Annotated in this window: 25 protein-coding genes and 3 pseudogenes; 5 read left to right on the forward strand and 23 right to left on the reverse strand. The window is 58.3% G+C overall.

Annotation, left to right across the window (positions count from 1 at the left end; genetic code table 11):
- The first annotated feature begins 366 nt into the window (after positions 1-366).
- From A4C63_RS26270 to A4C63_RS09610, 3 genes and pseudogenes are all read left to right on the forward strand, one after another.
- The gene (locus A4C63_RS26270; RefSeq protein ID WP_156510861.1) at positions 367-885 is read left to right on the forward strand and encodes a hypothetical protein; all 519 of its coding nucleotides are present in this window, start codon (positions 367-369) and stop codon (positions 883-885) included.
- 353 nt (positions 886-1238) lie between these two features.
- Positions 1239-2005 (forward strand): annotated as a pseudogene (locus A4C63_RS25485) (IS3 family transposase); the annotation flags it as partial.
- Positions 1995-2219 (forward strand): annotated as a pseudogene (locus tag A4C63_RS09610) (integrase); the annotation flags it as partial. The pseudogenes A4C63_RS25485 and A4C63_RS09610, both read left to right, overlap by 11 nt.
- Positions 2220-2547: 328 nt before the next feature.
- On the opposite strand, the gene A4C63_RS09615 reads toward A4C63_RS09610, so the two are convergent.
- The 9 genes and pseudogenes from A4C63_RS09615 to A4C63_RS09650 all read right to left on the reverse strand — a co-directional run bounded on the left by A4C63_RS09615 (position 2548) and on the right by A4C63_RS09650 (position 6882).
- Complete coding sequence (locus A4C63_RS09615) at positions 2548-2682, reverse strand: hypothetical protein (protein ID WP_256202939.1); 135 nt, start codon at positions 2680-2682, stop codon at positions 2548-2550.
- A gap of 352 nt (positions 2683-3034) precedes the next feature.
- Positions 3035-3775 carry a hypothetical protein gene (locus A4C63_RS09620; protein WP_063912469.1) on the reverse strand — a complete coding sequence of 247 codons (741 nt, stop codon included), beginning with the start codon at positions 3773-3775 and terminating at the stop codon, positions 3035-3037.
- A 216-nt stretch (positions 3776-3991) separates the two neighbouring features.
- Positions 3992-4444 (reverse strand): hypothetical protein, encoded by a 453-nt coding sequence (locus A4C63_RS09625; protein WP_063912470.1) that lies wholly within the window; start codon positions 4442-4444, stop codon positions 3992-3994.
- An 18-nt stretch (positions 4445-4462) separates the two neighbouring features.
- A complete protein-coding gene (locus A4C63_RS26275) occupies positions 4463-4627 on the reverse strand; it encodes a hypothetical protein (RefSeq protein ID WP_156510862.1) in 165 nt (54 codons plus the stop codon).
- Between the two features lie 127 nt (positions 4628-4754).
- Complete coding sequence (locus A4C63_RS09635; protein WP_063912471.1) at positions 4755-5603, reverse strand: hypothetical protein; 849 nt, start codon at positions 5601-5603, stop codon at positions 4755-4757.
- A gap of 69 nt (positions 5604-5672) precedes the next feature.
- Positions 5673-5795 (reverse strand): annotated as a pseudogene (locus A4C63_RS26720) (transposase domain-containing protein); the annotation flags it as partial.
- Positions 5796-5871: 76 nt separating this feature from the next.
- A complete protein-coding gene (locus A4C63_RS09640; RefSeq protein WP_016714925.1) occupies positions 5872-6177 on the reverse strand; it encodes an NIPSNAP family protein in 306 nt (101 codons plus the stop codon).
- 194 nt (positions 6178-6371) lie between these two features.
- The gene (locus A4C63_RS09645; RefSeq protein WP_063912472.1) at positions 6372-6584 is read right to left on the reverse strand and encodes a hypothetical protein; all 213 of its coding nucleotides are present in this window, start codon (positions 6582-6584) and stop codon (positions 6372-6374) included.
- Positions 6574-6882: a hypothetical protein gene (locus A4C63_RS09650; RefSeq protein ID WP_063912473.1), complete on the reverse strand. Its 309-nt coding sequence runs from the start codon at positions 6880-6882 to the stop codon at positions 6574-6576. Before A4C63_RS09650 ends, A4C63_RS09645 begins: the two co-directional genes overlap by 11 nt.
- Before the next feature lie 108 nt (positions 6883-6990).
- On the opposite strand from A4C63_RS09650, the gene A4C63_RS09655 reads away from it, so the two are divergent.
- Positions 6991-7686, forward strand: coding sequence for an SOS response-associated peptidase (locus A4C63_RS09655; RefSeq protein WP_063912474.1), 696 nt, complete (start codon positions 6991-6993; stop codon positions 7684-7686).
- Here A4C63_RS09655 and A4C63_RS09660 read toward each other — a convergent pair.
- Entirely contained in the window at positions 7649-7855 is a 207-nt protein-coding gene (locus tag A4C63_RS09660) for a hypothetical protein (protein WP_063912475.1), read from the reverse strand. The two genes, A4C63_RS09655 and A4C63_RS09660, sit on opposite strands and share 38 nt — an antisense overlap.
- Positions 7856-7879: 24 nt before the next feature.
- Complete coding sequence (locus A4C63_RS09665) at positions 7880-8092, reverse strand: hypothetical protein (protein WP_063912476.1); 213 nt, start codon at positions 8090-8092, stop codon at positions 7880-7882.
- A 182-nt stretch (positions 8093-8274) separates the two neighbouring features.
- On the opposite strand from A4C63_RS09665, the gene A4C63_RS25490 reads away from it, so the two are divergent.
- Entirely contained in the window at positions 8275-9144 is an 870-nt protein-coding gene (locus A4C63_RS25490; RefSeq protein WP_082888290.1) for an FRG domain-containing protein, read from the forward strand.
- A gap of 42 nt (positions 9145-9186) precedes the next feature.
- Here A4C63_RS25490 and A4C63_RS09675 read toward each other — a convergent pair whose 3' ends face one another.
- From A4C63_RS09675 to A4C63_RS09720, 12 genes are all read right to left on the reverse strand, one after another.
- Positions 9187-9696, reverse strand: a complete 510-nt coding sequence (locus tag A4C63_RS09675; RefSeq protein WP_063912478.1) for a DUF2514 family protein — start codon at positions 9694-9696, stop codon at positions 9187-9189.
- A complete protein-coding gene (locus A4C63_RS09680; RefSeq protein WP_063912479.1) occupies positions 9693-10181 on the reverse strand; it encodes a glycoside hydrolase family protein in 489 nt (162 codons plus the stop codon). The genes A4C63_RS09675 and A4C63_RS09680 overlap by 4 nt, the downstream gene beginning before the upstream one ends.
- A 66-nt stretch (positions 10182-10247) precedes the next feature.
- Positions 10248-11990, reverse strand: a complete 1743-nt coding sequence (locus A4C63_RS26280) for a hypothetical protein (RefSeq protein ID WP_156510863.1) — start codon at positions 11988-11990, stop codon at positions 10248-10250.
- Entirely contained in the window at positions 11990-12205 is a 216-nt protein-coding gene (locus A4C63_RS09685; protein WP_063912480.1) for a hypothetical protein, read from the reverse strand. Before A4C63_RS09685 ends, A4C63_RS26280 begins: the two co-directional genes overlap by 1 nt.
- A gap of 372 nt (positions 12206-12577) precedes the next feature.
- Positions 12578-15292, reverse strand: coding sequence for a hypothetical protein (locus A4C63_RS09690; protein ID WP_063912481.1), 2715 nt, complete (start codon positions 15290-15292; stop codon positions 12578-12580).
- Between the two features lie 38 nt (positions 15293-15330).
- Entirely contained in the window at positions 15331-18381 is a 3051-nt protein-coding gene (locus A4C63_RS09695) for a host specificity factor TipJ family phage tail protein (RefSeq protein ID WP_063912482.1), read from the reverse strand.
- A complete protein-coding gene (locus A4C63_RS09700) occupies positions 18350-18754 on the reverse strand; it encodes a hypothetical protein (RefSeq protein ID WP_063912483.1) in 405 nt (134 codons plus the stop codon). Before A4C63_RS09700 ends, A4C63_RS09695 begins: the two co-directional genes overlap by 32 nt.
- A gap of 2 nt (positions 18755-18756) precedes the next feature.
- The gene (locus A4C63_RS09705; RefSeq protein WP_063912484.1) at positions 18757-19236 is read right to left on the reverse strand and encodes a DUF1833 family protein; all 480 of its coding nucleotides are present in this window, start codon (positions 19234-19236) and stop codon (positions 18757-18759) included.
- Positions 19233-19703, reverse strand: coding sequence for a hypothetical protein (locus tag A4C63_RS09710; RefSeq protein WP_063912485.1), 471 nt, complete (start codon positions 19701-19703; stop codon positions 19233-19235). The genes A4C63_RS09705 and A4C63_RS09710 overlap by 4 nt, the downstream gene beginning before the upstream one ends.
- Before the next feature lie 26 nt (positions 19704-19729).
- Positions 19730-19873 (reverse strand): hypothetical protein, encoded by a 144-nt coding sequence (locus tag A4C63_RS26530; protein ID WP_172827503.1) that lies wholly within the window; start codon positions 19871-19873, stop codon positions 19730-19732.
- A 9-nt stretch (positions 19874-19882) separates the two neighbouring features.
- On the reverse strand, positions 19883-23911 hold the full coding sequence (locus tag A4C63_RS25495) for a tape measure protein (protein WP_082888291.1): 4029 nt from the start codon (positions 23909-23911) through the stop codon (positions 19883-19885).
- A 66-nt stretch (positions 23912-23977) separates the two neighbouring features.
- The gene (locus A4C63_RS09720) at positions 23978-24616 is read right to left on the reverse strand and encodes a hypothetical protein (protein WP_156510864.1); all 639 of its coding nucleotides are present in this window, start codon (positions 24614-24616) and stop codon (positions 23978-23980) included.
- Between the last annotated feature and the right edge of the window lie 17 nt (positions 24617-24633).

Consider the following 24633-nt stretch of genomic DNA (forward strand, 5'->3'; position numbering starts at 1 on the left):
GGCGATCCATTTGGTCTAGAGTTTCAGTTCAACCCTGTAAGCCTATCGATGGTAGGGCCAAGGCAGAAGAAGCGGCGCCCTCCTTTGCTCCGATTGCTTCACCGGTCAAGGACAGCGGATAGATACGTTCAAGCCCGACATTGAGGGGATATGAAATGTCCTAACTGCCAAAACCAAGAAGGTCGAAAGCTGACTAAAGAGCTCATTTAGGCTCTTACATGACGCTTTTCTGTGGGCGGGACTATCATCCGTTACCACTGCGGCGTAGCGGCTGTCATTCTTCGAAGCGAGTATCATTTTAGGAGGAGCGATCCATTCCTCTCTACTTGACTAAAAGATGACAAAAGCCATTGAGAGAGGTATCTAATGTTTGGTAACCAATGGCGAGAAGGATCAAGTAAAAAAAGTTTAAGATCCACTGCATTATGGATCCCTATTTGGTTTATCATACTTTCAGCAGCTCCATTTTATTATGAAATGACGAATCACATTCCAACCCACCTGATTGAATCAAACGGCATTCTTTCAGTTAAGAAAATTGGGAAAGATCTATACACAAGCATATCTGGCGAGCAAGGCACTCGAGTACTTACGTGCGCATCAAGTTACAAAGGTTACACTCGATGCCTACCGCATAAAATCACGCCTAGCCTTATCGACAAAGAGGTGAAAGTTCTCTGGTATGAGCAGGAGGTACTGCCGTTCATGAAGAACAATAAGCTGGTAGAACTTCATGTTAATGGAAATCCAGTAATCACTAGGGAGATGTCGGAAGAGAGAATGGCCAGAGGGAAGAAAGACAGCATCTACGTGCACTTTGGCATGATGCTACTCGCACTTTCGATTTCCGCTTTATTTCTAAAGATAGAAAAAAAGCTAAGTTGATCCCAAAACGCTAAGAGGCGGCATCCAGCTATCTATTAGCTCGTAGACAGAACCTGTGCCAGATCAAAACCACACGCGAAAGGCTAACCCACAATTTCTGAGGTTAGTCAATCAACAGCCGAGGAAAGCTGTACACATAGTGGAGTGTGCGCAATGGGTGAATTTATGTATTTCTTGCTGACTTTCATTCCTGGGTTCGCATTCGCAGTCCACTCCTATGAGGATTACCGAAGGGCCATCACCAATATCCCGTTCAAACGTCCCACGCCTGGCAGTCTTGGTGCAAAGTTGTAGTGGTCTACTAACCCCGGACACCTTTTTAGGCGAAAATGGTCGCCACACAGAGGTGTTCGATGAGCAGACAACGACGTACTTTCACACCCGAATTCAAACGCGAGGCAGCCGGCCTGGTGCTCGACCAGGGCTATAGCCTTACTGAAGCCGCCCGGTCGCTCGACTTGGTTGAATCGGCGCTGCGCCGCTGGGTGAATCAACTCCAGTCAGAACGTGGCGGTGCTACGCCAGCGAGCAAGGCGCTGACCGCCGAGCAGCAGAAGATCCAAGAGTTGGAAGCTCGGATCAACCGGCTGGAACGGGAGAAATCGATTTTAAAAAAGGCTACCGCGCTCTTGATGGTCGAGGAACACGAGCGCTCGCGTTGATTGATCAGCTCCGCCGCGAGGAGCCAGTCGAATTACTCTGCTCGGTGTTTGAAGTCACTCGCTCGTGTTACTACGCGCATTGCCATAAACGGCGATCTCCGGACGTTGCGCTACTGGCACTGCGCGTTCGGGTTAACGAGCTATTTACACAGAGCCGTAGTGCCGCAGGTAGTCGAACCATCATGTGCATGATGCGCGAAGAAGGCATTCAGATCGGCCGCTTCAAGGTGCGCAAGTTGATGCGCGAAATGAAGCTGATCAGTAAGCAACCGGGCTCACATGCCTACAAGAAGGCCACAGTGGAGCGCCCTGACATCCCGAATGTGCTGGAGCGCGCATTCGATGTCACGGCACCGAATCAAGTATGGTGCGGCGTCATCACGTACGTGTGGGCTCAAGGTCAGTGCCACTATGTGGCGGCAGTTATCGACCTGTTTGCACGGCGCATGGTGGGATACCCGCGAGGCTGCCAGGGTGAAAGCTGAACTGGAGAAGAAGCCAGACCTGGCCAATCGAATCGCCCAGTTCCAGTTCCGCGATATCCGGCCGAAGGCCGCATCGGAGATCAACGACCTGAGCGAGGCAAGCGTGCTGTTGGGCCGCTCGAAAGAGGGGATTACCGAGCGCGTTTACCGGCGCGTCGGCGCCATCGCCAAGCCCTCGAAAGGCTGAAGTTTCGGAACTCCATGCCTTTAGTTTCGGAACTCTTGGCTTTTTTGACCCGCAAAGAAAAACCCCGCAGACGTTAATCTGCGGGGCTTTCGAATAGTGGAGGCCGAGGTCGGAATCGAACCGGCGTAGACGGATTTGCAATCCGGTCTCAACCTGCTATTTTATTGGAGCAAATCGCTCAACCCCCTGTATCCATTGGGGTTTCCCTCATTTTCCTGCATCTTGATTCATCATCATTTGGGACATTCAATGTCCCAGATTTGTCCCACGCTTCTTGCCGTCCCTCTCCGGCGTTCTGCCGACCGATTCCCTTCCTTTATATAACTCCTCACAGATCCGCGCCATCCAGCACCCACAGCCTGGCCGACTCGACCAGTTCGAGCATATCGACCTCTCGCCGCCTGCGCGCGGCATAGGCCATCTCATCGAGCGCTGCTGCACGCCCATCGGGATCCTCGACCAAGGCAACCTAGTCGTCCAGTTCTGACACCCAGGCCTGCGGTACCCCGGCCATCATTCCTATCTGCACCGTCCGCTTTCGACCCATTGCGGACATTCAACAGAGGCTACAATACAGCACCAAATCACCAACAACTGCCTGCCCTACTGTCTTCCTCAATAAAGCTCGCAATCGCATCAAGGTGTTGTATTGGGAGCGTCGACAGCCAGTCTCTGCCTAGCGTTCGTGCGCCAGTCGCCATGAAGGCGAGAGCTGTGATTTCTCCACGCCGCGGCACGGCGTGATAGAAGGCACGTGTCAGGCGCCCGAAGACCCTCGATAAGTGCTGCCCCTGCCTGAGGGCCTAAAGCATTGGTTAGGGGCCGTCAGCATCCTGCCCCGGGGCGACGGAATGCTGCATCCTTAAAATGAATTGCTGGGTTTCGGGCAATAGTTTCTGGAACACCTCGTCCAGTTCCGGGGCAATCTGGATATCCCCGCCTCGTAAACCCTGGGCAACCTGATCCTGGTAACGCTCAACAAAACGCTGCCGGATGTGCAGTGCCTCGGGGGTATCGTTGGCGACAAGTTCTTCAAGAACCCCTTGCACTGCCTGCATGAACACCAAGCTGCGCTTGTACTGCTGGTCTCGAAGCCTGGATTGCTCGAGCGCTGCTGCATAATGCTCATCCATGACCTCAACCCTTGCCTGCAACAGGTCATTGGTGCTCTGCAACGCCTCAAACGCTTTTGACATTCCCGTCGTCTGTCCGCCCTCGGCGCGCTTGCCCGCTTTCGCGACTTGGGAGAGTTGTTGGTACATCAGGTCAATCATTGTCTCCTGGCGCTCTACAACGGCCCTGAGCTGCACTGCCTCCTCGAAATACTGCCGGAGATGCCCCCTCAGCGGCTCCAATTTTTCATTGGCGCACGCCGCCCCCGCATCCCAGCCTTGCGAGTAGCCTTGGGAATGCCCTTCATCGAAGCCCTCCTTGCGCCCTTCTTGCTGCCCCTGGCTGCGCCCGACATGCAAGTTGGAGATCGCATGGTCCAGCGACCCGGTATAACCGCCATCCAGGCCGCCACCGCGCCTGCCCGCACCCCAGTTGTGATCCATCCGCCACCTCCTTTGATCCGCCTGTCGTTAGCATGCCCACCGGCAGTCTGGCACAGGGTGGCGGATGAATGTCAGCGTCGTACAGCGCTCGGAATCGGGCAACATTAGTGTGGGTAGCCTTGGGCTGGCCATGTCCTTGTTGCTGCCAGTACCATCAAAGTGCACCGTGACGTGCAATGAATCATTCATGCCATTTCCCTATGAACATACGTCGGATCAGTCCGCATTCAACTTCAGAATGTGATCACGTATTGCAAACCCGGCCTGGTCGATGAGTGGCTCCCAGAACTCACGCCCCCTGGTCATGAGTGGCGATCCTCGCAAAGCGTCCGCCGAGGCATGCAGTGCAAGCACTCCGAACTCTTCAGCCATGCTGGTGACGCTGCGCTTACGCCTGTCCAGGTTGTCATACGGTTTCTGATACCACGTCGCGATCTGGAACTCGACACCCTGCTCTTCGAACTTGGCGTACAGATGAGAGACCAGTGAAATGATGGTTTCGCGAATCAGGCCAGGGTCAACGCCCTGTCTTTCCAGGAAAGCCTGGGTAGCAATCTGGGCAACCGCAGACAGATCTTCGTGGGTATAGCCAGACATCGGCGGAAAAACGCCATCCGGCATTTCCATCTCGGCACCTAAGTCGTGGCAGGTATTTTCATCATCTTGCATGAAGGGCTCCAGAGCAGTTCAGCTCATGAAAATGAATGCCGACAAAGTGCAGTTGAACACATGCAGCCCTTGCTGGGCGAGTGTGGCCAGGCTTACCCAGCGCTCGTAACGCCGGTCGAGGGCTCCATCCTGGCTCGCGAGTTTGCCCACGAACGTGCCGCACAGCAGGCTGACGTCAGCCAAGACTGGCTGAACGCTGCCGATATACCCACCACAGGGATCATCGAGTCAGCCGCAGACGGCATCTGGAACATGAACCCTTAGCCAAAAATGCAGGCACAAAACCGACAAAAGCAGGTGAATTCACGCGCTATCGCGAAGCAGTCTTGAACTGCCGGGTGCTGTCCTTGCACCCCATGGATGCAACCGTGAACAACACCTCATACCGCGTGTATGCACTGGCATAAATGCTCGATGGCCTAGGCCCCTTGTCCACGGTCTTGCTGTATGCAAGCACCGCATCGCACGCGATAGCATCCACGACCTGGTTGCTGACACTAGCCGCACGCTGGCGCATCCCCAGCTCGAACTGCGCATCATCCAGAACAACCGGCGTACGCGCTGGCGTGGTCGCCAATGCAGCGTAAGTCCCTTGGGTTTCCCCCAGCAAACGTACGGCAATCGTGATACCGCCACCGTTCTCGATCCGCGGATACCCGGCAAACCGCGCAGTGAACTTATCCGTAGCCGCCAACTGGCTTACCGTGCGACCCACCACTTTGGCCCAGTATTCATTTGGCGGATTGGACGGCTCATAAGCTGGCGCCCCTCGATCATAGGGCTTGCCCGCCATCCTGAGCTGCTCCTGGCGCAAGAAGTAGCTGGAGCGGCATTTATTACTAATCTGCGCCTCCAGCGGCCGACCAGACTTTGCGCTGTAAAGCAAAGCAGATGCGCATTGCAGCTCGAACTGCCCATTGAGGTACAGTGGCTCACCGGTCCCCAGCGGGCTTATAGTGGGGATAAGGTTGACCGCCCCCCCACCTGCACCACCCGCAACCCCGGTCACAAGGGCATTAGGCATCATCGAGGTCAGCGAATTGACAGCCTCGTCCGAAAAGCGAATCTTGGTGGTCCCGTCCGGCATCTGCTCGGTGGTTACACAGCCCGCCATTCCCGCAGTCGCCAGCAGGAGCAGGATGAGTTTGTACTTGGTCATGCTTGTGTCCTTACTTGAAAAATCGAACCAATTTATCAACCCCACCTGCCTACAAGGTGAGGCCTTAGTTTACCGTGGCATTACTGGCTTACAGTTCCACGGCAACAACGCTTCGAAGTCACCAACTGTTGACGTATGCGGCAACAGTTTCAGTGCGTAGCGCAGCCACGCATAGGGGCGCTGGCTATCGATCCATTGAAACTCGCATGAATGTGACGATGTTAGGCCAGACCGACTCAATACGCATGACGCTGAGGTTGCCTGAGCATCACGCAAGCAAAGGGCGAAGGAAGGTTCTCTCGTAGCTCACGATGAACTTCAATTCGGACGCTTCCTCAACCAAACGTACACATTCAGGATCGACTGCGGCTTCTTGCCGATACCGTTCGTAGTCGGCAAGGCTGGAGAAGCTAAAGAGGCAATACGCGACGTTATTTGCTCCTTCAGCCGGTAGGAAGTAGCCGTGATGCTGGCCACCCATTCGGGTTACTACCGGAATCCAAGAGCGAGAATAGCGTTCGAACGCATTGATCTGATGGGGGTCGATGATGTACCGGACATGACAGGTGATCATGAAATCGTTCCTTGATTTGGGATCGCTATTTTAGGGGGGGGCAACGACGGGTCAAGAGCAATGACAATCGATCACGTGCGGATGTGATTCTTGAGTCGCTCTTGGTTTGGTACCTCGAATGGCTGCAAAGGGTCGAAAGCAGCCATTCACGACCGGCAACTAACGCCCCCTAGCCGCGGGGCGCATCGAGCGGCTCAAGCTGCCTCTTCATCCTCAATCAGTGCCCACAGCCTAGCCGTCTCGGCAAACTCCAGCATGTCGGCCAACTGACCCGCATCAACGTCCCCGCGTCGGTGCGAAGAAATCGCGAGCTCGGCAAGCACCGCGGCTCGGCCATCAGGATCAGCAACCAGGGCAACCTGGTCATTCAGCTCGGCCAGCCAAGCCTGCGGAAGTTCAGTTGCCATAAGCGCCCACCACCCGGCACCACCAGGATTGGGCGTACGGTACCCCGTCAATTTCCTCGACACCGTTGATGTTGATGCCGAGCTGGGCCATGCCATTGAGCTTGGCGTCGTGCAGCCGGGGGATGATGTCGGGCCCGGGTGACGGGTTGAACACCCACGCCTGGGTCGACACCCGGCCCAGCGGCTCACTGTGGTGGTCGCCGATATGGATGTCGGCCCGCAGGGGCTGGATCTTCCTGAGCTGATCGGAAGGGATGGCCACGCCATTCACACGGCGGCGAACGAGGAGGAAGTACATGCTGCACCAAATACTGTATATAGATACAGTATTTCAGCATCAGGCAAAGCACCCGCGCCAGTACCGCCCGGCGGACTATGCTTGTTTGCTCAGGCAGGAGGGAGGCGTATGTGTGGAAGGTTGAGCCAGTACCGGGGTATACACGACTTCGTTGAAACCCTGAGCCTGCCAGAATCCTGGAGGAACAACGTCGGCGACCAACCGCTTGGCCGTTACAATGTCGCGCCAACCACGCCGGTGGCAGTGCTGCGGGTGGATGATGCAGGCCCGCGGGCGGACCTGGTGAGGTGGGGATGGCGGCCGCATTGGGCGACCGACCGTGCTGCGCCGATCAACGCCAGGGTCGAAAAAGTGGCACACGGCACATTCTTCCGAGCGATCTGGCCGCACCGAGCCATCACACCCATCGACGGCTGGTACGAATGGGTTGATGAGGGTGGACCGAAGAAGCAGCCGTATTACATCCGCCGCTGGGACGGGCGCCCAGCCCTATGCGCCAGCATCGGCCAGTTCGCCGGCAGCGAGCACGACGGGTTTGTGATCATCACCGCCGACGCCCAGGGCGGCATGGTCGATGTTCACGACCGCCGGCCTGTCGTGCTGTCACCTGAGCTGGCGCACGAGTGGATCGCGGCAGGAATGCCGAGCGAGCATGCAGAGCAACTGGTGCTCAACTTGGGCGAGCCGGCCGAGGCCTTCGAGTGGTACCGGGTCAGCACGGACGTTGGAAATGTGCGGAACCAAGGGGCAGAGCTGATCAACCCAATCAGTGAGCCTGGCCAGCAGGGCCGCCTAACGCTTTGAGCTGGTAGTCGGTGACCGCCTGGAACTGCGACTCGGCAATCATCCGCAGACGCTCCACCTCTTCCGTCGGCTCACCCGAAGCCTGGGCTTCGTGATAACGCTTCAAGGCGTCCACGGCGTCGGTGTACATGGGATGGTCAGGGAAAAGGATCGGCGGCTTACACTTCATCGGGGTTCCATCCTGAAGAGGCCATCACTGAATGGTAGACGGTGCCCGCCCTGCTTGGATTAACTGGTAATCGATAACCGCTTGGTATAGCGAATCCGCCAATAGACGTAGGCGCTCGACCTCTTCAGGCGGCGCGCCACGGTCCTGGGCTTGGTGGTACTCCCGTATGGCGTCGATGGCCTGCTGGATCAGCGGCTCGCCAGCCTCGACCATACCGATAACGGTACGCTTGTTCATTGTCCTGCCTAGGCTAAGCACTTCAGCGCAATAGTGCCCGTGGATATTGACGCCGTCTAGGCCTCGTTTAGACCCGCGAAAACACGTCCAAGAAACCTAGATGACACAAGCGGGGCGAGGCCCTATGATGACTAGTGGCCAATAGGCAGCATTGAGTCATGAAAACATAAGAGAGCAGTGCAGTGAGCGAAAGAATCCACGTAATCAGCTGTAAAACAGTGGAGGAGTTCATCGAATGGATCACTCCAGACGATGATGAAGAAAAGCATCAGTGGTTCATATATCGCGGGCAAGCTGATGCGCGCTGGGGGTTGATACCGTCTGCATTTAGGGATACCGGACACATTACTGCAAGGAGCTTATTCGGCAGTTATCGCGCCACTCACAAAGAGCAAGCGCATTTCGAGGCTCTAACTCTACAGCGGTTTCTAAAGGCTTGTGATCAGTCAGGATTGAGCGTTCCTGGATATACAAGAGGCTTATCAGAGGAACTTGAACTTATCCTTACGCAAAAAATGGACCTCCAGTGGCCCTCTGCAGTTTTCGACGAACCTCTCGCAGTAGCACAGCATTACGGGGTCCCTACGAGGCTATTGGATTGGACGCGCCGATCATTCGTAGCAGCGTACTTCGCCGCGTCTTCCTGCGTGAAGCTGACACAGCGCCCACCAGAGATAGCGGTTTGGGCCATAAATCTCACTCATAAGAATAAATGGTCTAACGTTTCCTTAGTTTCCCTTCCCGGCGGAACCGCAGCGAATTTGGCGGCGCAATCAGGACTCTTCACTATCCAGCGAGGTGTGAAAGCTCCCGACTTCGAATCACTTGGCCTAGAGAACGACCCGGATATGTTCGAAGTCGCAGATTCGCAGGGTGAACACGCTTTTGTAAAAGTGACGCTGCCATCCTCAGAGTGCGAAAAGCTCCTGCGCATCTGCGCCCGCTACGGGGTTTCGGCTCCAGTGCTTTTCCCTGGGATGGAGGGAGCGAGAAAGTATGTGGAGGACTGGGCGTACAGCGAATTTAATGGTCCCCCGGATAATCTGATCTAGAAAACCCTATCGGCTTCAAGGTGCGCCAAGCGGGATAAATGATCATCGGTGAAGTTGGTCTGCCATCGACTCACATGACAGGCCAGCTATTCGACTTCGCTCAAGCGCTGCCGCGAGGTCTCCCGCCATTCGGTCAGCCTCCTCAAGCAATCCCCCGAGCACCACGACGGCAGAGGTTCCTGCTTGGCGCTGCTGGGCAGCGATGGCATGGCAGGTGGCTCGGTGGCCATCCCGCAATCTGGCGATTTCCCCGCGCAGCCCATCAGCAGCAGACTCAGCATCAGCGGCGCGGCTTTTGGCCAGTTCCAGTTTCTTGCGTGCACTCTCACCCTCCTCCTCCGCCGCTGCTTGGCGGCGCTGTTCTTCGATTCTTGCTTGGGCGGCGGCGCGTCGGTCCCGCTCGGAGACTTCCAGGCGGTAGTCGGACAGTTCCTTGCGTGCTTCTGTGGCTTCTCCATTGGCAAGCACAACGCGGTACTGCTGCCCGCCGGCGACCAGCACCAGAGCGATCAGCCACCAGCACCAGGCCGGTACAGCGCCGAGCCAGTTCACGCCAGCGCCCCGCCGAGCTTCTGCCACTGAGCCAGCAGTTTGTCCAGGCGGTGCGGGGTCTGCCCATAGGTGTTGCCTGGGAAACTGGCCCATATGTTCGAGCACTTGGAGATGGCCTGCTGGATGCGGCCAGCCTTGATGTCGTCCAGGGCCTTGCGCTCGCGGATCTGCTGCAGCGCGATTCGGTCCTGGTTCTCCGGCGTGAACCCGCCCGACAGGTGAAGGCTGACCCGGTATGCATCCCAGTAACGCTCGAGCAGCTGGTATCGGCCGGCTGCCGTGCTGGTTACCGACTTGCCGTTGATTGGGAACGTCAGCTTGCGCCGCGGGTGGTCCGCGTAGCCCTGAAATAGGCCGCCGCCATACAGCACATTGTACCCGTCGTCGCTTGCCTTGATGGTTGAGGTACCTTCAGAGAAAGCGATCAGGTCCAGAAACCGGTGGACGTTGGCGCCGCCGGCAGCAGAAGAATCTATTCGAGCCATTTTTTCTCCTAAAAGAAAAACGCCCGCAAATGCGGGCGCAAACAAATCTCTACTATCTGGTCAGCCTTAACCACCTAGCTCAACGTTACAGCTATTAAGCACAGCAGTACCGCTGTCGCCAGTAGAACAAGCAGCAACATCGAAGGTGAGTGCCTCATTCGGGAGGTCTATGTTCCCGGACAAAATTTGGCCAACTGCGTCACCTAAGTTCTGCGTTGCCCCCAAGCACGAAAACTGCAAAACGAAGGCATTACGGGCACTGGTTGGGCGCATAAAAAGTTCAATACGACCATAAGATCCAGCAGCCACTCGGTAGGTGCCTAGAGCGACAGACTCACCGCTACTTAAGCGAACCCTAGGCGTAAAAAGTCCGTCTGCTGCTTGGGCCCGACAAGTCATAATCACACGAATTGCCTGATCCTGATCAGCCACATACCCAGTGCGTGTTGCCGCGACACCACTTAAAACAGTAGCCTCTCCGGTGCCAGTGACCGACCCTCCTGTATACCTAAGTGTGATATCGCTCCAACGATTCGATCTGTATTGCGAGATATCGTCGACGCCTCCCGCACGACACAAATACCGTCTGATATTGGCCTCTGCACCTACGCCATACACATCCGGAATACCTGGGTTGTCGGCACCGAATCCACCTCGGAGGTTCCAACAAATATTGTTCTGATAAAACTTACAGCCCCGCGTATCGATAGAGCAATTCGATTTATACCCAAAAAGAGCCGCACCATACGCTGCTGCCGCTTGCAGCCTCCCATTGTTACGGAACTCCGTATAATCAAGAACTGTACTGGAGTCATGCTTGGAGTACAAACCGTATTCAAGGGCATTCCTGACTACGGTATAAGTGGAACTTGTCGCACTTAGCGACATTCGCCCACCCGTATTATCCAGGCCATATCTGGCCCCATCCAAAATCCCCCCAGATACCGTTACAGACCCACCTGGAAGCGCGGAAATATTGGACAATCCGTTACTGTAGAATCCGCAATTCTGGATGAACGCTACACTCCCTGAAGAGACCGCCAGTGCACGGCGAACCTGCTTAACGTTCGACAAATTTTGATCGTACCAGTTTCTCATACAGAGGTTACTGATACTGATTCGGTTGCCCTGACCAGAAGTAAAGCCACTTATTGCGGTTAAACCAGTTCCATCAAGGAACGCCGTATACGCGCTTGGCTCCACCTGGGCACCTCCAACCGCCGGAAAGTCAAACGCAAGATAATTAGCGCCATTGGCCAACCAGTCTGGCAAAGTTACCGCCTCATTGTAGACACCAGCGGAACCTACGATGATCCATCTTCCTGTAAGCGGCATGTAATTCCGCAATGCCGCTATGGCGCCAGCAAAGCCATTAAGTGGACGCTCAGGACTCAAGCCATCTCCTGTACCTCCCGGCGCCATGTAAAGCTTGTTGATGTCGGTACTCAACGGCTTAAGATTGAACACATTAGAGCCAGCTCTAATACTTCCTGCACCAACGTGACGAACAGAATGAAGACCAGAGATAGGCTGATCACTCACTAATGGAACGGCTCCATTCGACCAATAGAGATCCGCACCATTAGAAACTGCGACAGCGATAGCTGACTCCAAGCCAACTTGACTGACTGCTGAGCCAGAAACTTCAACATAGTCTTTAACCGAGACCACATCGCGAAGTCTTTGCTGAACAGAACGACTCAGCTGACCTGGGCCACTGGGAATATATAGTACATTTTCAGCGTCGCTCACTTCGCCGACTTGCGGCAGGGCATCTGTGTTATTGGTCATATTATCCGACATAGCCATTATGCGTTCCCCTCTACCATTTGCTGAAGAGCATCAGCTACAGAAACAGTGACCTTTGCGGAATACCGCTTCATCACCTGTGCGGTCCGTACGAGCGCAGTTGGTTGCTCCTCCAAGAGGCTGCGTGCCGCGGCGTCTGCCTCCTGTTCGGTGACATACTCATTCTGGTGAATGGGATCGAAGTTGTTACTACTGTTGATGACGATGAAAGGCATGTGTTATCTCCAGGCAAAAAAGTACCGCCGGGTGGCGGTTGGGTTTGGGTGTTGCTGCAAGTCAGGCGGTAGCGCCGACCAGTCAATTTTAGTTGGCCAACTGCCCTGCTCTGGCGCACGGCTGAGCAGTACGCAGAACCGTGCGCCAGTCCGTTAGCATTTCAGCCTCCGCCTCGCTGGCCATTTTTAGGTCCACCGCATCGACCAAAAGCCCTATCGCAGGGCTCAATCGAAGATGTGTCTTCAGAAAAGACAAACGGGTCCAAAATCCGGGAGACGTTCGCGCCTCCGGCCTGGGCTTCGGTAAGTCTGGCCATATTTTCTCCAGGCATAAAAAAGCCCGCGAATGCGGACATTGATATGAGGCAGGACCTACGGTTTTAGCACCTTGTTTGCCGAAACTGCGAACGCTCGGCGGATCCGCCACTCGTCCATGTAGCGCAGAGTGGCAACCATGCCATCCGGCAGGCTGACCGGCCCCCAGGAGTAGCCGCCTCGCCATTGGTAAGACTTGCCGGCCTGCAGCCGCATCGCATTGGCTGGGTCTCGCTGCAGGAACTTGTGGATAGCTGAGGTGTACTGCTTGGAGCTCGCCGATCCGCCACCTATGATCTTCCCGTAGCCCTCATAGATATGCTCCTCGGCAGCCACCCCATAGTTCCGGTCGATCCATGCCCCCAGCTGGCCATTGGCGCTGGTGGTGAGCACGGCCCACGCATCGGGATACGCCGATGGCGCACCAGAGTTGACCGTGCCGTCGAACGGAATCGGTGTGGGGAACTGACCGCCCAAGTAGAACAGCGTGTCGTTGACGCCGCTTGTCACGATCTGGCAGGCGTAGTCGATGTAGATATCCACGTCCTCCAGCGCCATGATCTCGGCGTGCACCCCGGCAACGCCGGGCATGAAATCGACCTGGAAGGCCTGCAGCAGCGGGTACCGCCCCAGACTCACAGTGTTACCAGCCATCAGCTTATTGATGATGCGGCAAGTGACCCGGCTGGCCGTTCCGCTCGACCCGGGCACCAGGGTGACGCCATCGGCCTCAATCACGTAGGCGACTGAAGCAGCCGTCACCTTGCCGTCCACCAGGTGGTTGCCACCGGTGAACTCAAGGGTTGGCCAACCGTCGCCGTTGTTCACGGCGTCGAAGATCATGGGCGGCAACCAGTCGGTAGCGAACGAGCTGATTACCCCACCATTCAGGATCACCTGGGCAAAGTTGGCCAGGCTGTTGGCACCGTTCAGGCCGAAGACGAAGCCTCGAGTACCGACCCCATCCGGCCAACTCAGGGTAAGGCGCATCGACGAATCAACGCTGTAGGTCACTCGGGAGGGCGTGCCGCCGCTTGTTACGGGGAACTCGTAGCAGGCCGGGTCGATTACCTGCGAGTACCCGTTTTGGAAAATGGCATTCATCCCGTATTGGGTGCCATAAGCCTGCAGCTTGGAAGCGTCCAGCACCAACTCGATGCGCACATCGGTCTTGGTGTTGATCAGCAGCGTCTGAATGCCCAAGGTGCGGTCGATCGCCGGCTGCGGGTCGGCCAAGGCCGAGATGCTGTTGCCTGTAGTGATGACCGAGGCGTCATAGCCCGCAATGTCTACCTCTTCCACGATCCAGCCATCAGCTGCCGGAACCACGGCAGCGTTGCCGTTCTGGAAATACCGCAGGCCGTAGTACTTGCCACGCTTGGCGTTGATGACCCGAGCGTTGAGGATCACGTTAGTCTGCAGCGGGCTTGGAGTCGATACCGAGCCGCCGCGACTGGTGTTGCGGAAAGGCACGATCTGCCCAGCGTTGAGGCTGATCGAGTTGGTCGATTCGCTTTTGGCCGGGATGTAGCGGCTCGGGTCAATGATGTAGCTGTAGCCCGGGTTAATCGTGTTAGCCGCACCGATGAAGGTGCCATAGGCCGGCAGCTGGGCCGTGTCCAGGGTGATCAGGATTCGCAGGTCGATCGCCACCGTACTGGCCAGCACCACCGTCTGGATGCCGTCCCGAGCAATTGTAGGGGTGCCCGCATCTGCCACACTAATGACTTGGGTAGCAACGTTGGCGGCCGTCTCGTAGTTGGCCTGGTCAATCTCTTCGATGATCCAGCCGTCAGGCTTGGCCGAGGGCAAAGCGGTGCTGCCGTTCACGAAGTAGGCCAGACGGTAGTACTTGCCTGGGCGTGCGCCGATGATGCAGATGTTCAGGATCGCCTTGCTGAAGGCGGTCGGCTCGGCACTGGTGGTGCCGTTGCGGGTCATCTTGCGCAGCGGGTAGACCTTACCCCGGTTGATACTCAACGAGTCATCTCTGATGACTGGGGGGGCCGAGTAACGAGATGGATCTATGATCCAGCTTCGGCCATTTGTACCCGTGCTGCTAGAGTCGATAGCAGTTCCAGAGGCAGGCAGTGCACTGGCATCTACCACGATCTTGAATCGGAGATCTGGCCGCAGATTCGGCGTAACGATCAGCGTCTGAACTCCGCCAGTTCGATCGATGTTCGGCGCCGGATTGGTATACGAGTGAATTTCCGTGACTGCGCCGGTAGATGCATAGGTCGCTGGGTCGGCCTCGTACAGAATCCAGCCGAATTCATAGCTCCCCCCCAAACTGGCGCCGTTCTTCTGGAGAGAGATGAGGTAGTACTTGGTCAGATCCGCCCCGAGGACCTCGCAGTTCAGCAGGAACCGGTTCATCACCGGGTTTGCTGGCGATGTCACGCCACCCCGGTTCATTTGGCGAAGCGGATACGCCTTGCCTTTGTTGATGGTCAGCGCATCCGCCAGCCAGGACAGCAGGGACGAGATCTCAACCGCGACCCCGGCATCGTTCCGGTAGCGGGTTTCAAACACATCGCCAGTTCCCGGTACCGAGAAGAAGCGGTTATTGGTGCCCGAACCGCTGGTGGCGGCCAGGCCGGCTGCCACAGTGGTATAGGTCCCCATGCTCGCGAGGAATTCGGCGTAGATCTTTTTTAGGGTGGGCTTGGTGATGCCGTTGATGGTGACTAAGTCAGCATCAGACAGGAACAGCGAGTTTGCGTTAGCCACAAGCTGTTGGAACAGCTGCAGAGATTCTGCGCCGGTCATATGTTTCCTCTCATATCCCGGAACCGGGCATTGTTAAATCAGGCGGGTGGGAACTGGTCGTCGTAGGTGTAAACGCGGGCGTCGTAGGGCATGGCTTTCATGGCCCTGTTGCCGTTGACTGGATCGGATAGCGTGATCAGGGCTGGGTATGCCCAGCGCGTTGCTGGACCGAACAGGATGTGTGGCGGCTCCAGCGGGCCGTCGACCACGGGCGTGAAGTCAAGGGCATCAACCCGCGCCGTGTACGGATCCACCTGTGTGGCGGTCCATGGTCCGGACAGCGTGCCGTCCAGTTTTCGAAGCCCGATCAGGTGCTCACCGCCGGCGCTGAAGTCCAGTGGCTCCGATGAGCTCAGCAGCGTTCCCGCACCGGTAACCTCGAAGGCCAGCAGGATCGCGCTCTGGCAACCCTTCGGCCTATCATCGCCAACCGCCGCAAAACTGAGGTAGCCGCTGTTGCTGCCGTCCATCTCCGTTTCCCAGGCGTACACGTCTGTCCGATACTTCTGGTGGCCACGCCGACGCATGCCGATGCGCCAGGCTCTGGTCCTGTCGCTGATTCCGGGCATCTTGATCTTCTCGACCTTGTTGCCCAGGTCGCCTGGCCAGCGGCACTCGACCGTTTCCCACGCCCAGGTGGTGCGCGAGAAGTACTCCACATCCACGCCGTCGAAGTCGTTGATCGACGGCATGGCGCCGCTGATCTTGAGCATCTTGGTCATGTTCTGGGGCGAGTAGGTCTGCGTCTTTGGCCCGTAGGTGACATCGAACGCAGCCCGGACGCTGTCCCGCACAGGCCGTAGCAGGCCACGGAACGTCACCAGCTCGCCGAACCCGCACGCCAGGGCGTTGTTCACCATGTCCTTCAAGGTGATCGTCGCGTCCAACGTCTCGTCGTAGGTGTCGCCACGGGCCACACAGACCTCGTGGAAGGCCTGCCACTCAGGCAGGTCCAGGTCGTCGTCCGTGTATCCGCGCTGTTTCAGCTGGTAAATGCACCAAGGCACGATGTCGCGTGTTGGCCCAGTTCCGCCCTCCATAAGAGGCAGGATGCGAGTTGCCTCACCGCTTACCTGGCTCTCCGATTGCGCGGATAACCGGTCACCCCCGCGGATGTTGCAAGTGATGACCGTCATCGGATAGCTGGTTGGCGAGTTCTGCATGCGCCCGCGCAGATCAGTCCATGTGGCGTCGTCGCGGGCCTCGTCGTTGATTCGCCCCGGGCGGTCCTTGTACAGCTTGCGAACCCTGGCCTCTGCCCGCATCGGGTATGGCAGCGTCACGCGGTCGGTGAAGCCCTGGGCATCCAGCGAGCCGCCCGTCTTCATCAGTTCAATGACGGTCCAGGCTCCGGCCAGATCCATGTCCCGATACTCGAATGCGTAGTAGGTCGGAATCTCGTAGATCTGCCCTTCCCGGCCAATGCCGCACAGGCCATTGGCGTAAGTGACCGACCATTCCAGTTCGACTACCTTTTCGTTGTCCGGGCAACAGGCGAACGGGCCGCGGTAGCCACCCTGCAGGTTAGATGCGTCCAGCGTGATCAGGCCGTTGACCGTCTGCATGGCGTTGAAGCCTGGCCAGCCGGTATCGGTAGAGCCGGATGCAGTCAGGCGTTCCACCTCGAGCAGGCTCGTGCTGAAGGCCGTGATCCGGTACCGAAGCCCCCGCGGGCCGATGGTTGCCAGGCCCTGACCCAGTGCCAGGCCCACCACCGGGGATCCACCGTCATAGTCCAGGGTCATCTCGGCCGGCTGCTCGGGGATAGCACTGGTGGTGGCCGTGCCAGTGGCGCCACCTGGCGACGACCCCAGGATGGTGGAAGCACTGGTAGCGGTGATGGCCTGGCCGGCGAATGGCGTCAGTTCGACAATGCGAAGCACGCTGCCGCTCACTTGCGCCTGGAACGGCTTACCGCTGAACTGCGTGTTGAGCGCCGATACCAGCCCGGACAGGTTGGTGGTCGCGGTGTTCAGCGTGATCGGGTAGCTGGTAGCCCCACGGAGCAGGGTGAAGCTCAGTGGGGTGACGTCGAAATCATACCGGGTTGGTGCAGCGGACCCGGTGAGAGTCGAAGCGGTGCCAGGATTGGCCGGAACGGCCGGGCTGTATGGCGTGTAGCTGTGCACGACGTACAGCCCCGCGTTTGCCCCCGCCACCTCGATCAGCATGCCCGGCGTTGGGTTCAGCATCTCCAGCGGCCCACGCACGATGTCACGCCCTGCTCCGCCGTCAATGACGGTGTAGGTGTAGGGCGCGAGTACGCGGATGATGATCCCGTTCGACCAGTCAGCCGGGAACTGGCCGGAGCCGGCCGGCACGCTGATCGTGCCGCCCACGAACTGGTACGCCGAAGCCGTGGCCGACCTGGTCAGGTCGGTGGCCATGGTCAGTTCCAGGCCGGCAGAGCCGCTTGAGCTTGCCCCCACCTCTGGCGCGTTAAACCAGTTGATATGCGCCGGATCGGCAGACAGGTCGGCGCCTGGCGGATAGATGGTGAACGTAGCATCCGCGCCCAAGGAGATCAGCGGGGTTTCCCCAACCTTGACCTTGGCCAGCGGCACGTCGTACTCACCTTCGCCGATGTACAGCAGCATTTCCACGCGCTGGTCCCGCGGCGCCAGGAATGCTCGGCGCGGCTGGGCCAGGTACGACGGATAGACGCGCTGGTGGCCTGCGATCTGGCGCACCGGGTCGCCGAGCTTGACCTTGTTGCCTTTGGCACTGGCCTCGGTCAAGGGGTCGCCCTGCTGGGTGCCTGCGCTGGATGGCATGCCTGGCATCTTGGGCATGAGCAGCTTGGAGACCGCCTTAACCCCTGCGAATAGGGTAACCGCCATGAAAGCCTGTTCAAGACCTTTTGGCTCTCGGTAGATCTGCAGCAGGTCGGACGGCTTGAACTTCACCTTGTGCCATAGGTGCTGGTCGATGATCTCGTCGTTCAGCACCACGCTGAATGGTGGGCTTTTCCGGCGCTCGTACGACTGGGCCTGGCTCTTCAGCCACTCCTCGATCGTCATACGGCGGTCGGTCTTCCAGGTGCCGAGCGGCGCCGTATCACTCAGCTTGTTCGGGTAGAACTCGATCACGGTAATAGACCACCTTGGGATGAGCGGCTTCGAACCCGCCGGTTGTCCGGAGGCAGGCGCCGCCGGGGTTTGTGTCCAGCACCTTCAGGCGCCCTTCGCTTTCCACCACCACACCTACGTGCAGGCACAGCGCGCCACGGAACACGGCGGCAATGGCGCCTGGCTCTGGGGCGCACTCCTCCATGCCCTGGCGAAGTTCGTGGTAGGCGGCGGTATTGGCCTTTGGCTTGCTCTTGCCAACGGCACCCAGGCTGGGCAGCAGGGGCAGGCCGAACACCTCATGGCGCACGGCGATGCAGAGCCCCCAGCAATCGAAGGCAATAGGCCCCCGTGCACCCTCGCGATACGGGGCGCGCATGAATTTCTCGATCATGATCAGACGTACTTCAGGCCAGGTGCCACGATGGTGGTCAGGACGGTTCGCAGACCGTTGGTGTTCAGAAGATCCATCAGCCCGCAGGTGAGCTTGGCCACGCCATCCTCATATTCTCGACTGAGCATCGTCATGCGGTACCGCTCTTGCGGGAACGACAGGTCTTCAGCTAGGTAGCGTCGGAAGGTGATGATGAAGCGCTCGTCGGCCGCTTTGGCCTCCTCAACGACCTCCTGCACTTCACCTGTCGTGTTATCCAGGCCTAGCACGATGTTCTGGAACGCACTGTTGTCGTTCTTTGGCAGACCCAAGTCCATCGCCATCGCGATGAAGGTCAGCGTGCGGCCATCCTCGGTGGTGCACACCCGGTCTTCCCAGCCAGAGCAGTACAGGTGGGAGACGGTGCCGCCCTCCTTGCGCGCCTCGATGGTGTCGACCAGTTCGCCCCTTCCCGATGCATAGCACTCCTCGATCAGGCTCATCCGAAGTACCTCGTGTACCACTTGTCCAAGCTGCCGGACAGCTGCGTGTTGAACTGGTCGAGCGGCATGCCCATCGCAGCACCGAGGTACTGATCCTCGGTGTATACCGGGCGGACTTTGAACTCGAGCTCAGCGGAGAATCGCCACCGCTTTACCTGAGCCAGCTCCCCGCCGGTGTACATGCCCTTGAAGTGCACCAAGTGCACCTGCAGGCCAAGAGGCGTCTGCAGCGGCATCTCGAACCATTCAAAACCGAGATTCAGCGCCCAGGTGTGCCAGCCCTCGAAAAGGGCCGCTTCCTGCTCGCTGAAGTTGAAGGTGAACCGTGCGGACGTTGGAGGCTTCCGGGTGGTGATCCGGTACCGCGCGCGCCCGGTGACCATCGGCGTAGCCCGCATCGGATCAACCGTGCTCAGGCCATACCCCTCCTGCAGCGGAAGTGGCAATTCTGCCGGGTATTGAATCATTGCCGTTCCTCAGCTGAGGTTTGCGTTTAGGTGAGCGGGCTGAGGCCCAGCGCCTCCTCGATGCGAGCGAGCCGCCTTTGGAGAAGAAGCTCTTTCTCATCTGGCGGCACAACGGGCTCGGGCACAGTTGCGCCCGCCCCGCTGTCGGCCTCGTCGGTTTCGGTGGTCATGGGATCTACCTACGTTGGGTTGCGCGAGAGCCCGTAGGCCGCTTCGATTGCCTGCGCACGCTCGCCCCCGCCCCAGATATCAGCCACGAAGGCGTCGATCTGCAGCTGGCCGTCTTCACCGGTGCGCTGATCAACAGTGCCGGCACGGGACCGGTCTTCGATCAGGTTCACGGTGACGCTTGGCTGGGCGACCACGGGCGCCTGGGTGCTGCCAGACGATTGAGTCGAAACAACCGAGCCGCCACCACCAGCCACCGATACCCGCTCGTTCGAGTTGATCGCCTCGAGCAGCACCCGGTTACGCTTGGTCGCCGCGGCATTCACCACGAACTCGCCGTCGCTCAGGCGGGCCATGATGCTGTCGGAGGTGCCGGTACCGGCGCCGGACACATAGCCACCGGTGGCGAAGCCCGGGATCACGGCCAGGCTTGACGCCAGAGCCGTGGTCGAGGTCAGCGCGGCCGCTGCAGGAACGGAGTTGGCGCCCAGCGTTGCAAGGGATGCCATCGCCGCCGCCGGTGCCCAGGCCGTGGCCGTGGTACCCGCCAGGATCATGCTCTGGCCGGCCGCGGCTGTGCCGAGAGTGGCGTTCAGCGCAGCATTCAGTGCCATCTGCACGCCCATCTTCACGAAACCGGCGATGATCTCGCGCACCACGTTCGAAGCGATATCGCCAAGCGTGCTCATGGACAGCTGCCCGCTCATGATCGCGTCGGTGATATCGGTCGAGATGGTGTTGAATGCGCTGGAGAAGATCGACTGCGTTTGCCCAGCAATGTCGCGCGCCTGGTTGCCGAAGTTCTGCACGGCAGCCGTCCACCCGTTGATCGGGTTGAGCATGGCCTGGTCGATCTGCGCCCAGCCAGCCTGCATCGCTGCAAGCTGCTGAGGCAGGAACTCGTTCGTCAGGTCGATCTGCGCCTGCAAGTCCTGCCGCTGCTTCTCCGTCGTGGCGTTCGCCAGTTCGGTGCGCAGCTGCAGGATGCGGTCGTTGGTCTGCTGCTCAAGCTGTACGCGCTGCTGCAGTCGTTGCGTCTGCTGGTCGCCCATGCCGACACCGGCTGCAGCAATGCTGTACTCGCTCTGCTGGCCTGAAAGCTGCCGCTCAAGCTGTGCCCGGTACTGCTCGGCCTGAGTGAGGCCTTGGGCTCCCTTTATGGCGGCGGCGTAGTTCAGCGAGGACTGGGCCAGCGCTTCATTGTACTGCTGCTGAGTGATCTTCCCTTTCGACAGCAGAAGCTCAAGCTGAGATTGGCGCTCGACATACTCTTGCAGCGCGAACTTGGCCGGCTGGGCCGCCTTATACAGGTTGTCGAAAGCGGTCTGGGCTTCGTTCAGCTTGCTCGATAACCCCTTCTGCCCTTTCGGAGATCCAGTGTTTCCGGGCTTCGCAGTGGTGTTTCCGTCAATCTGATCCAGTACTTCCTGAACCATCTCCGCAACCGTCTTGGTTTTCGGCGATGACTTCGGTTGCGAGGTCGGCTGCTGCTGGCCAAAGGTCAGAAGGCTAGCCCCCTGCAGAGTTTGCTTAGGCTCGTATTTCTCGACCAGCGAAAGCCCCTTGGCGTAGCGCACTGTCTGGTCGATAACGGTTTGAATCGCATCAACCTGGCGCTTGGCGCTGGACTCGGCGTTCTCAGCCATGGTCTTCATGGAGCGCCCTTGGCTCTCCATTTGCGACTTAATGGCTTCGGACGCAGTGATCGAAGCTGTGAGCTGAACCCGCAGCCTTTCCTGGTCTTCCTTCTTGCCGTCCTTGACTGCCTCCTCGTACTTCTTGAGGAGGTCGGTTTGTTCTCCGATCAGGCGCGCATATTCGACCTGCTGGCTGTTGAATCCAGCCTTCGCAGCCGTATATGCAGCCTCTTGGGCAGTATTTGCGCCAATGAGGTCACGGGTTTGCGTCAGCTGGGAAATGTACTTTTCCCAGGCCTGCTCGCCACCACCGACTGCCGCAGCCGAGGCCTGCTGCGCGCTCGCCTGGGACTTGGCTGAACTGGTAGCACCATCAGTTGCGGTCTTGCTGCGGTCAAGCAAGCGGGCGTAGTCGTCAGCCTTCTGGCTGCTGGCGGAGTATTCGGCGCCGATCCTGACCAGTTCGTCGCGGTACACGCTGGAAATCTGGGTGTTGCTGGTCAGCCATCCGGTCAGCGAGTCCAGCGATCGCTGTCCGTTCCTGACCTCTTCAAACATGCGCTTGAAGGTGTCGGCCGACTCGACTCCACTGACGCCTAGCGAGTTCAGGCCATCGAACGCCCGGGTGAAATACTCGCTGAGCGCGCTACTGGCGTCCTTAGCCGCGTCACGCTGGGCCTCCATCCATTTGGCCGACTGAAAGCGCTGCTGCTCGGCACTGAGCTGCCGGTATTTAACGATGGAATCGTCAAGCGTCAGGTTCTGGTCAATCAGCGACTGAGTGGCGCTGTCTGTGCTCGACGAAAAGTAGATGACGGCACCTGCAGCCACGGTCAGCGCAGTGGTGAGCAGGCCTATAGGCCCTCCGGCCAATGCCATCAGCCCAGCCGAGGCCCGCGCGCCAAGCGATTGCGCGGTGTTCAGGCGAACCTGTGCGGCGTTTTGCGCCACGACAGCAGCCGTGTCAGCCTCGCGCAGAGTCGTTAGCCGGGCCTGGCCTGCCGCAAGCTGGCTCTGAATGATGACCTCTTGCCCTGCCATCTGCCCAAGGGCGCGCTCCGCTGCTGCCTGCTGCAATGTTACTGCGGCCTCGGCCCTTCTGATCTCAGCAAGTCGGGTCAACGACTGCTGGCGACCAACATCGTTGATCTGCGCTTGGAGGCGCTGCGCCTCAAGCGCGCGATCAGCTGCCAGCTGCTGCTGCACTGCTTGCAGCTGGGCAACGGTATTTGCCTGGGCCGCTCTCGCCGCTGCGGTCTCGGCCATCGAACGCTGAGTGATTGAAACTGCAGCGGCTTGTTCGGCCACGGCCTTCCGAGAGGCTTGCGCCGTAGCTGCCGTGGCCGCCACTTCTGCCTGCCTCTCAGCGACTACCTGCTGCTGACTCGCCGCCAAATCGGCATAGCGAGCCTTAGTAGCAGCCGCAAGCGAAACCACCAGCCCAGTTCCGACCTTGGCTGCGTAGGCGCCAGTGATGGCCATGAGTACATCGGTGTTTTCCGCTACTGCCTTGAGGCCATCGCCGCCGACCGCCACCAGGCTACCAAGAGCATTGGCAATGCTCTGGATACCCATGACCACTTCAGGCTTGGCGAGCGAACTGGCCAGGGCATCTACCGAGCTAACAACCGGGTCTACGTTGATCTGTCCGATAGCGGCCAAGAAGTTGTTCTTCAGCGCGACAGACGCCTGCTCGAAGCGGCGCGGCATCTTGTCCAATTCACTGTTCAGTGACGACAGCGATTGCAGAAGCGCGTTCGTAACCACATCGGATGTGATCTTGCCGTCAGCTGCCATCTGGCGAATTTCGCCGTTTGTGACGCCGAGATAATCCGCCAAGGCCCTGGTAATGCGAGGCCCTTGCTCCATGACAGAGTTCAGCTCTTCACCGCGCAGGGTGCCGGATGCCAACCCTTGGGACAGCTGAATGGCGGCGTTCGACGCCTCTTGCATCGTCGCGCCAGAGATCACGAACGCCTTGTTGAGCGCGTCTGTGACGTTTAACAGTTGCTCCTGGGTGAATCCTGCGCCGCGCGTAGCGTTAGCCAGGCGCGTATACAGCGATACAGTGGCCTCCAGCGAGCTTCCGGTGTTGTTGGCCATCGCCAGCAGTTTCTGGAACGACTCATTAGCGTTCGTAGTCGACGTGCTAACAAGGGCCAGCGAGCCCTGCATGGACTTGAAGGAATCGGTTAGGCGCAGAACCTCTCGCGTCACTGCGCCGACGCCAAGAGCAGCAAGGGCACTGCCAGCCGCTCTAGCGGCATCACCTACTCCTCTGGTGCTTTCGGCAGCATCGTCGCCAGCCGCCTGCAGATTTCCCAGGCCAGATCGCAACTGGTCGACCTGCTTCTTTGCACCACGCGAGTCGATGACTATCGCGAGTCTTGATTCCTGGGTCATGCCTTTCTCCGGGCGAAAAAAAACCGGCCATTGCCGGTTTAGTTAATTTTCATTCTCTTGAGGCGCTTATTTCCTCAGCGCCATCAAAATCAGGACGAACACCACGCAAAAGGCGATAGCTCCAAGTGCCTTGCCGATAGCCTCGTTCTTTTCAGTTTCTGCGGCAGCCCTCTGATTTAGATCATCTGCCTGCCTGTTTAATCTATCAGCCTCAGCGCTCATGTGAAGGGTGTTTGCATTAAGCTCTTCCGCATACATGGCCTGGAGGGCAAGCGCCTCATCTGGAGGCAGGTTTTTCAACTGTTCGTTGAACCTATCCTGCTGATCAAGAGCGATCTGATGAATATTCTCGCCTCTTGCTGCGGCCGCCAGCAGTTCGTCGCTATCTGTCTTGACGTATCTCCGCACAGCCTGCCTATCCAGAGTCCTTTCCTGGCGACTGCTTCCCTCATGATGATCATTCTGATGGGGGGATTCCTGCAGAGAGCTATTCGACTTCGCTTCGAGTTCTGCAACATACGCGTCAGTGAAGATAACTACGTCCTCATCTGGCCATCCTTGCATGAGGTTTTTCTGAGACTCCTCATGCTTGAGCAGGAGAGCCTGAATATCCTCACCGCTTTTGGCCGCATGCTCCAGTTCAGCCATGAAATGTGCAGCAACAGTCCTTGCTAGGCTATTCAGATCATCCCTGCTTTGAGCCATTTTTTGCCACTCCCGAG

The sequence above is a fragment of the Pseudomonas sp. p21 genome (assembly GCF_001642705.1).
Classification (GTDB): domain Bacteria; phylum Pseudomonadota; class Gammaproteobacteria; order Pseudomonadales; family Pseudomonadaceae; genus Aquipseudomonas.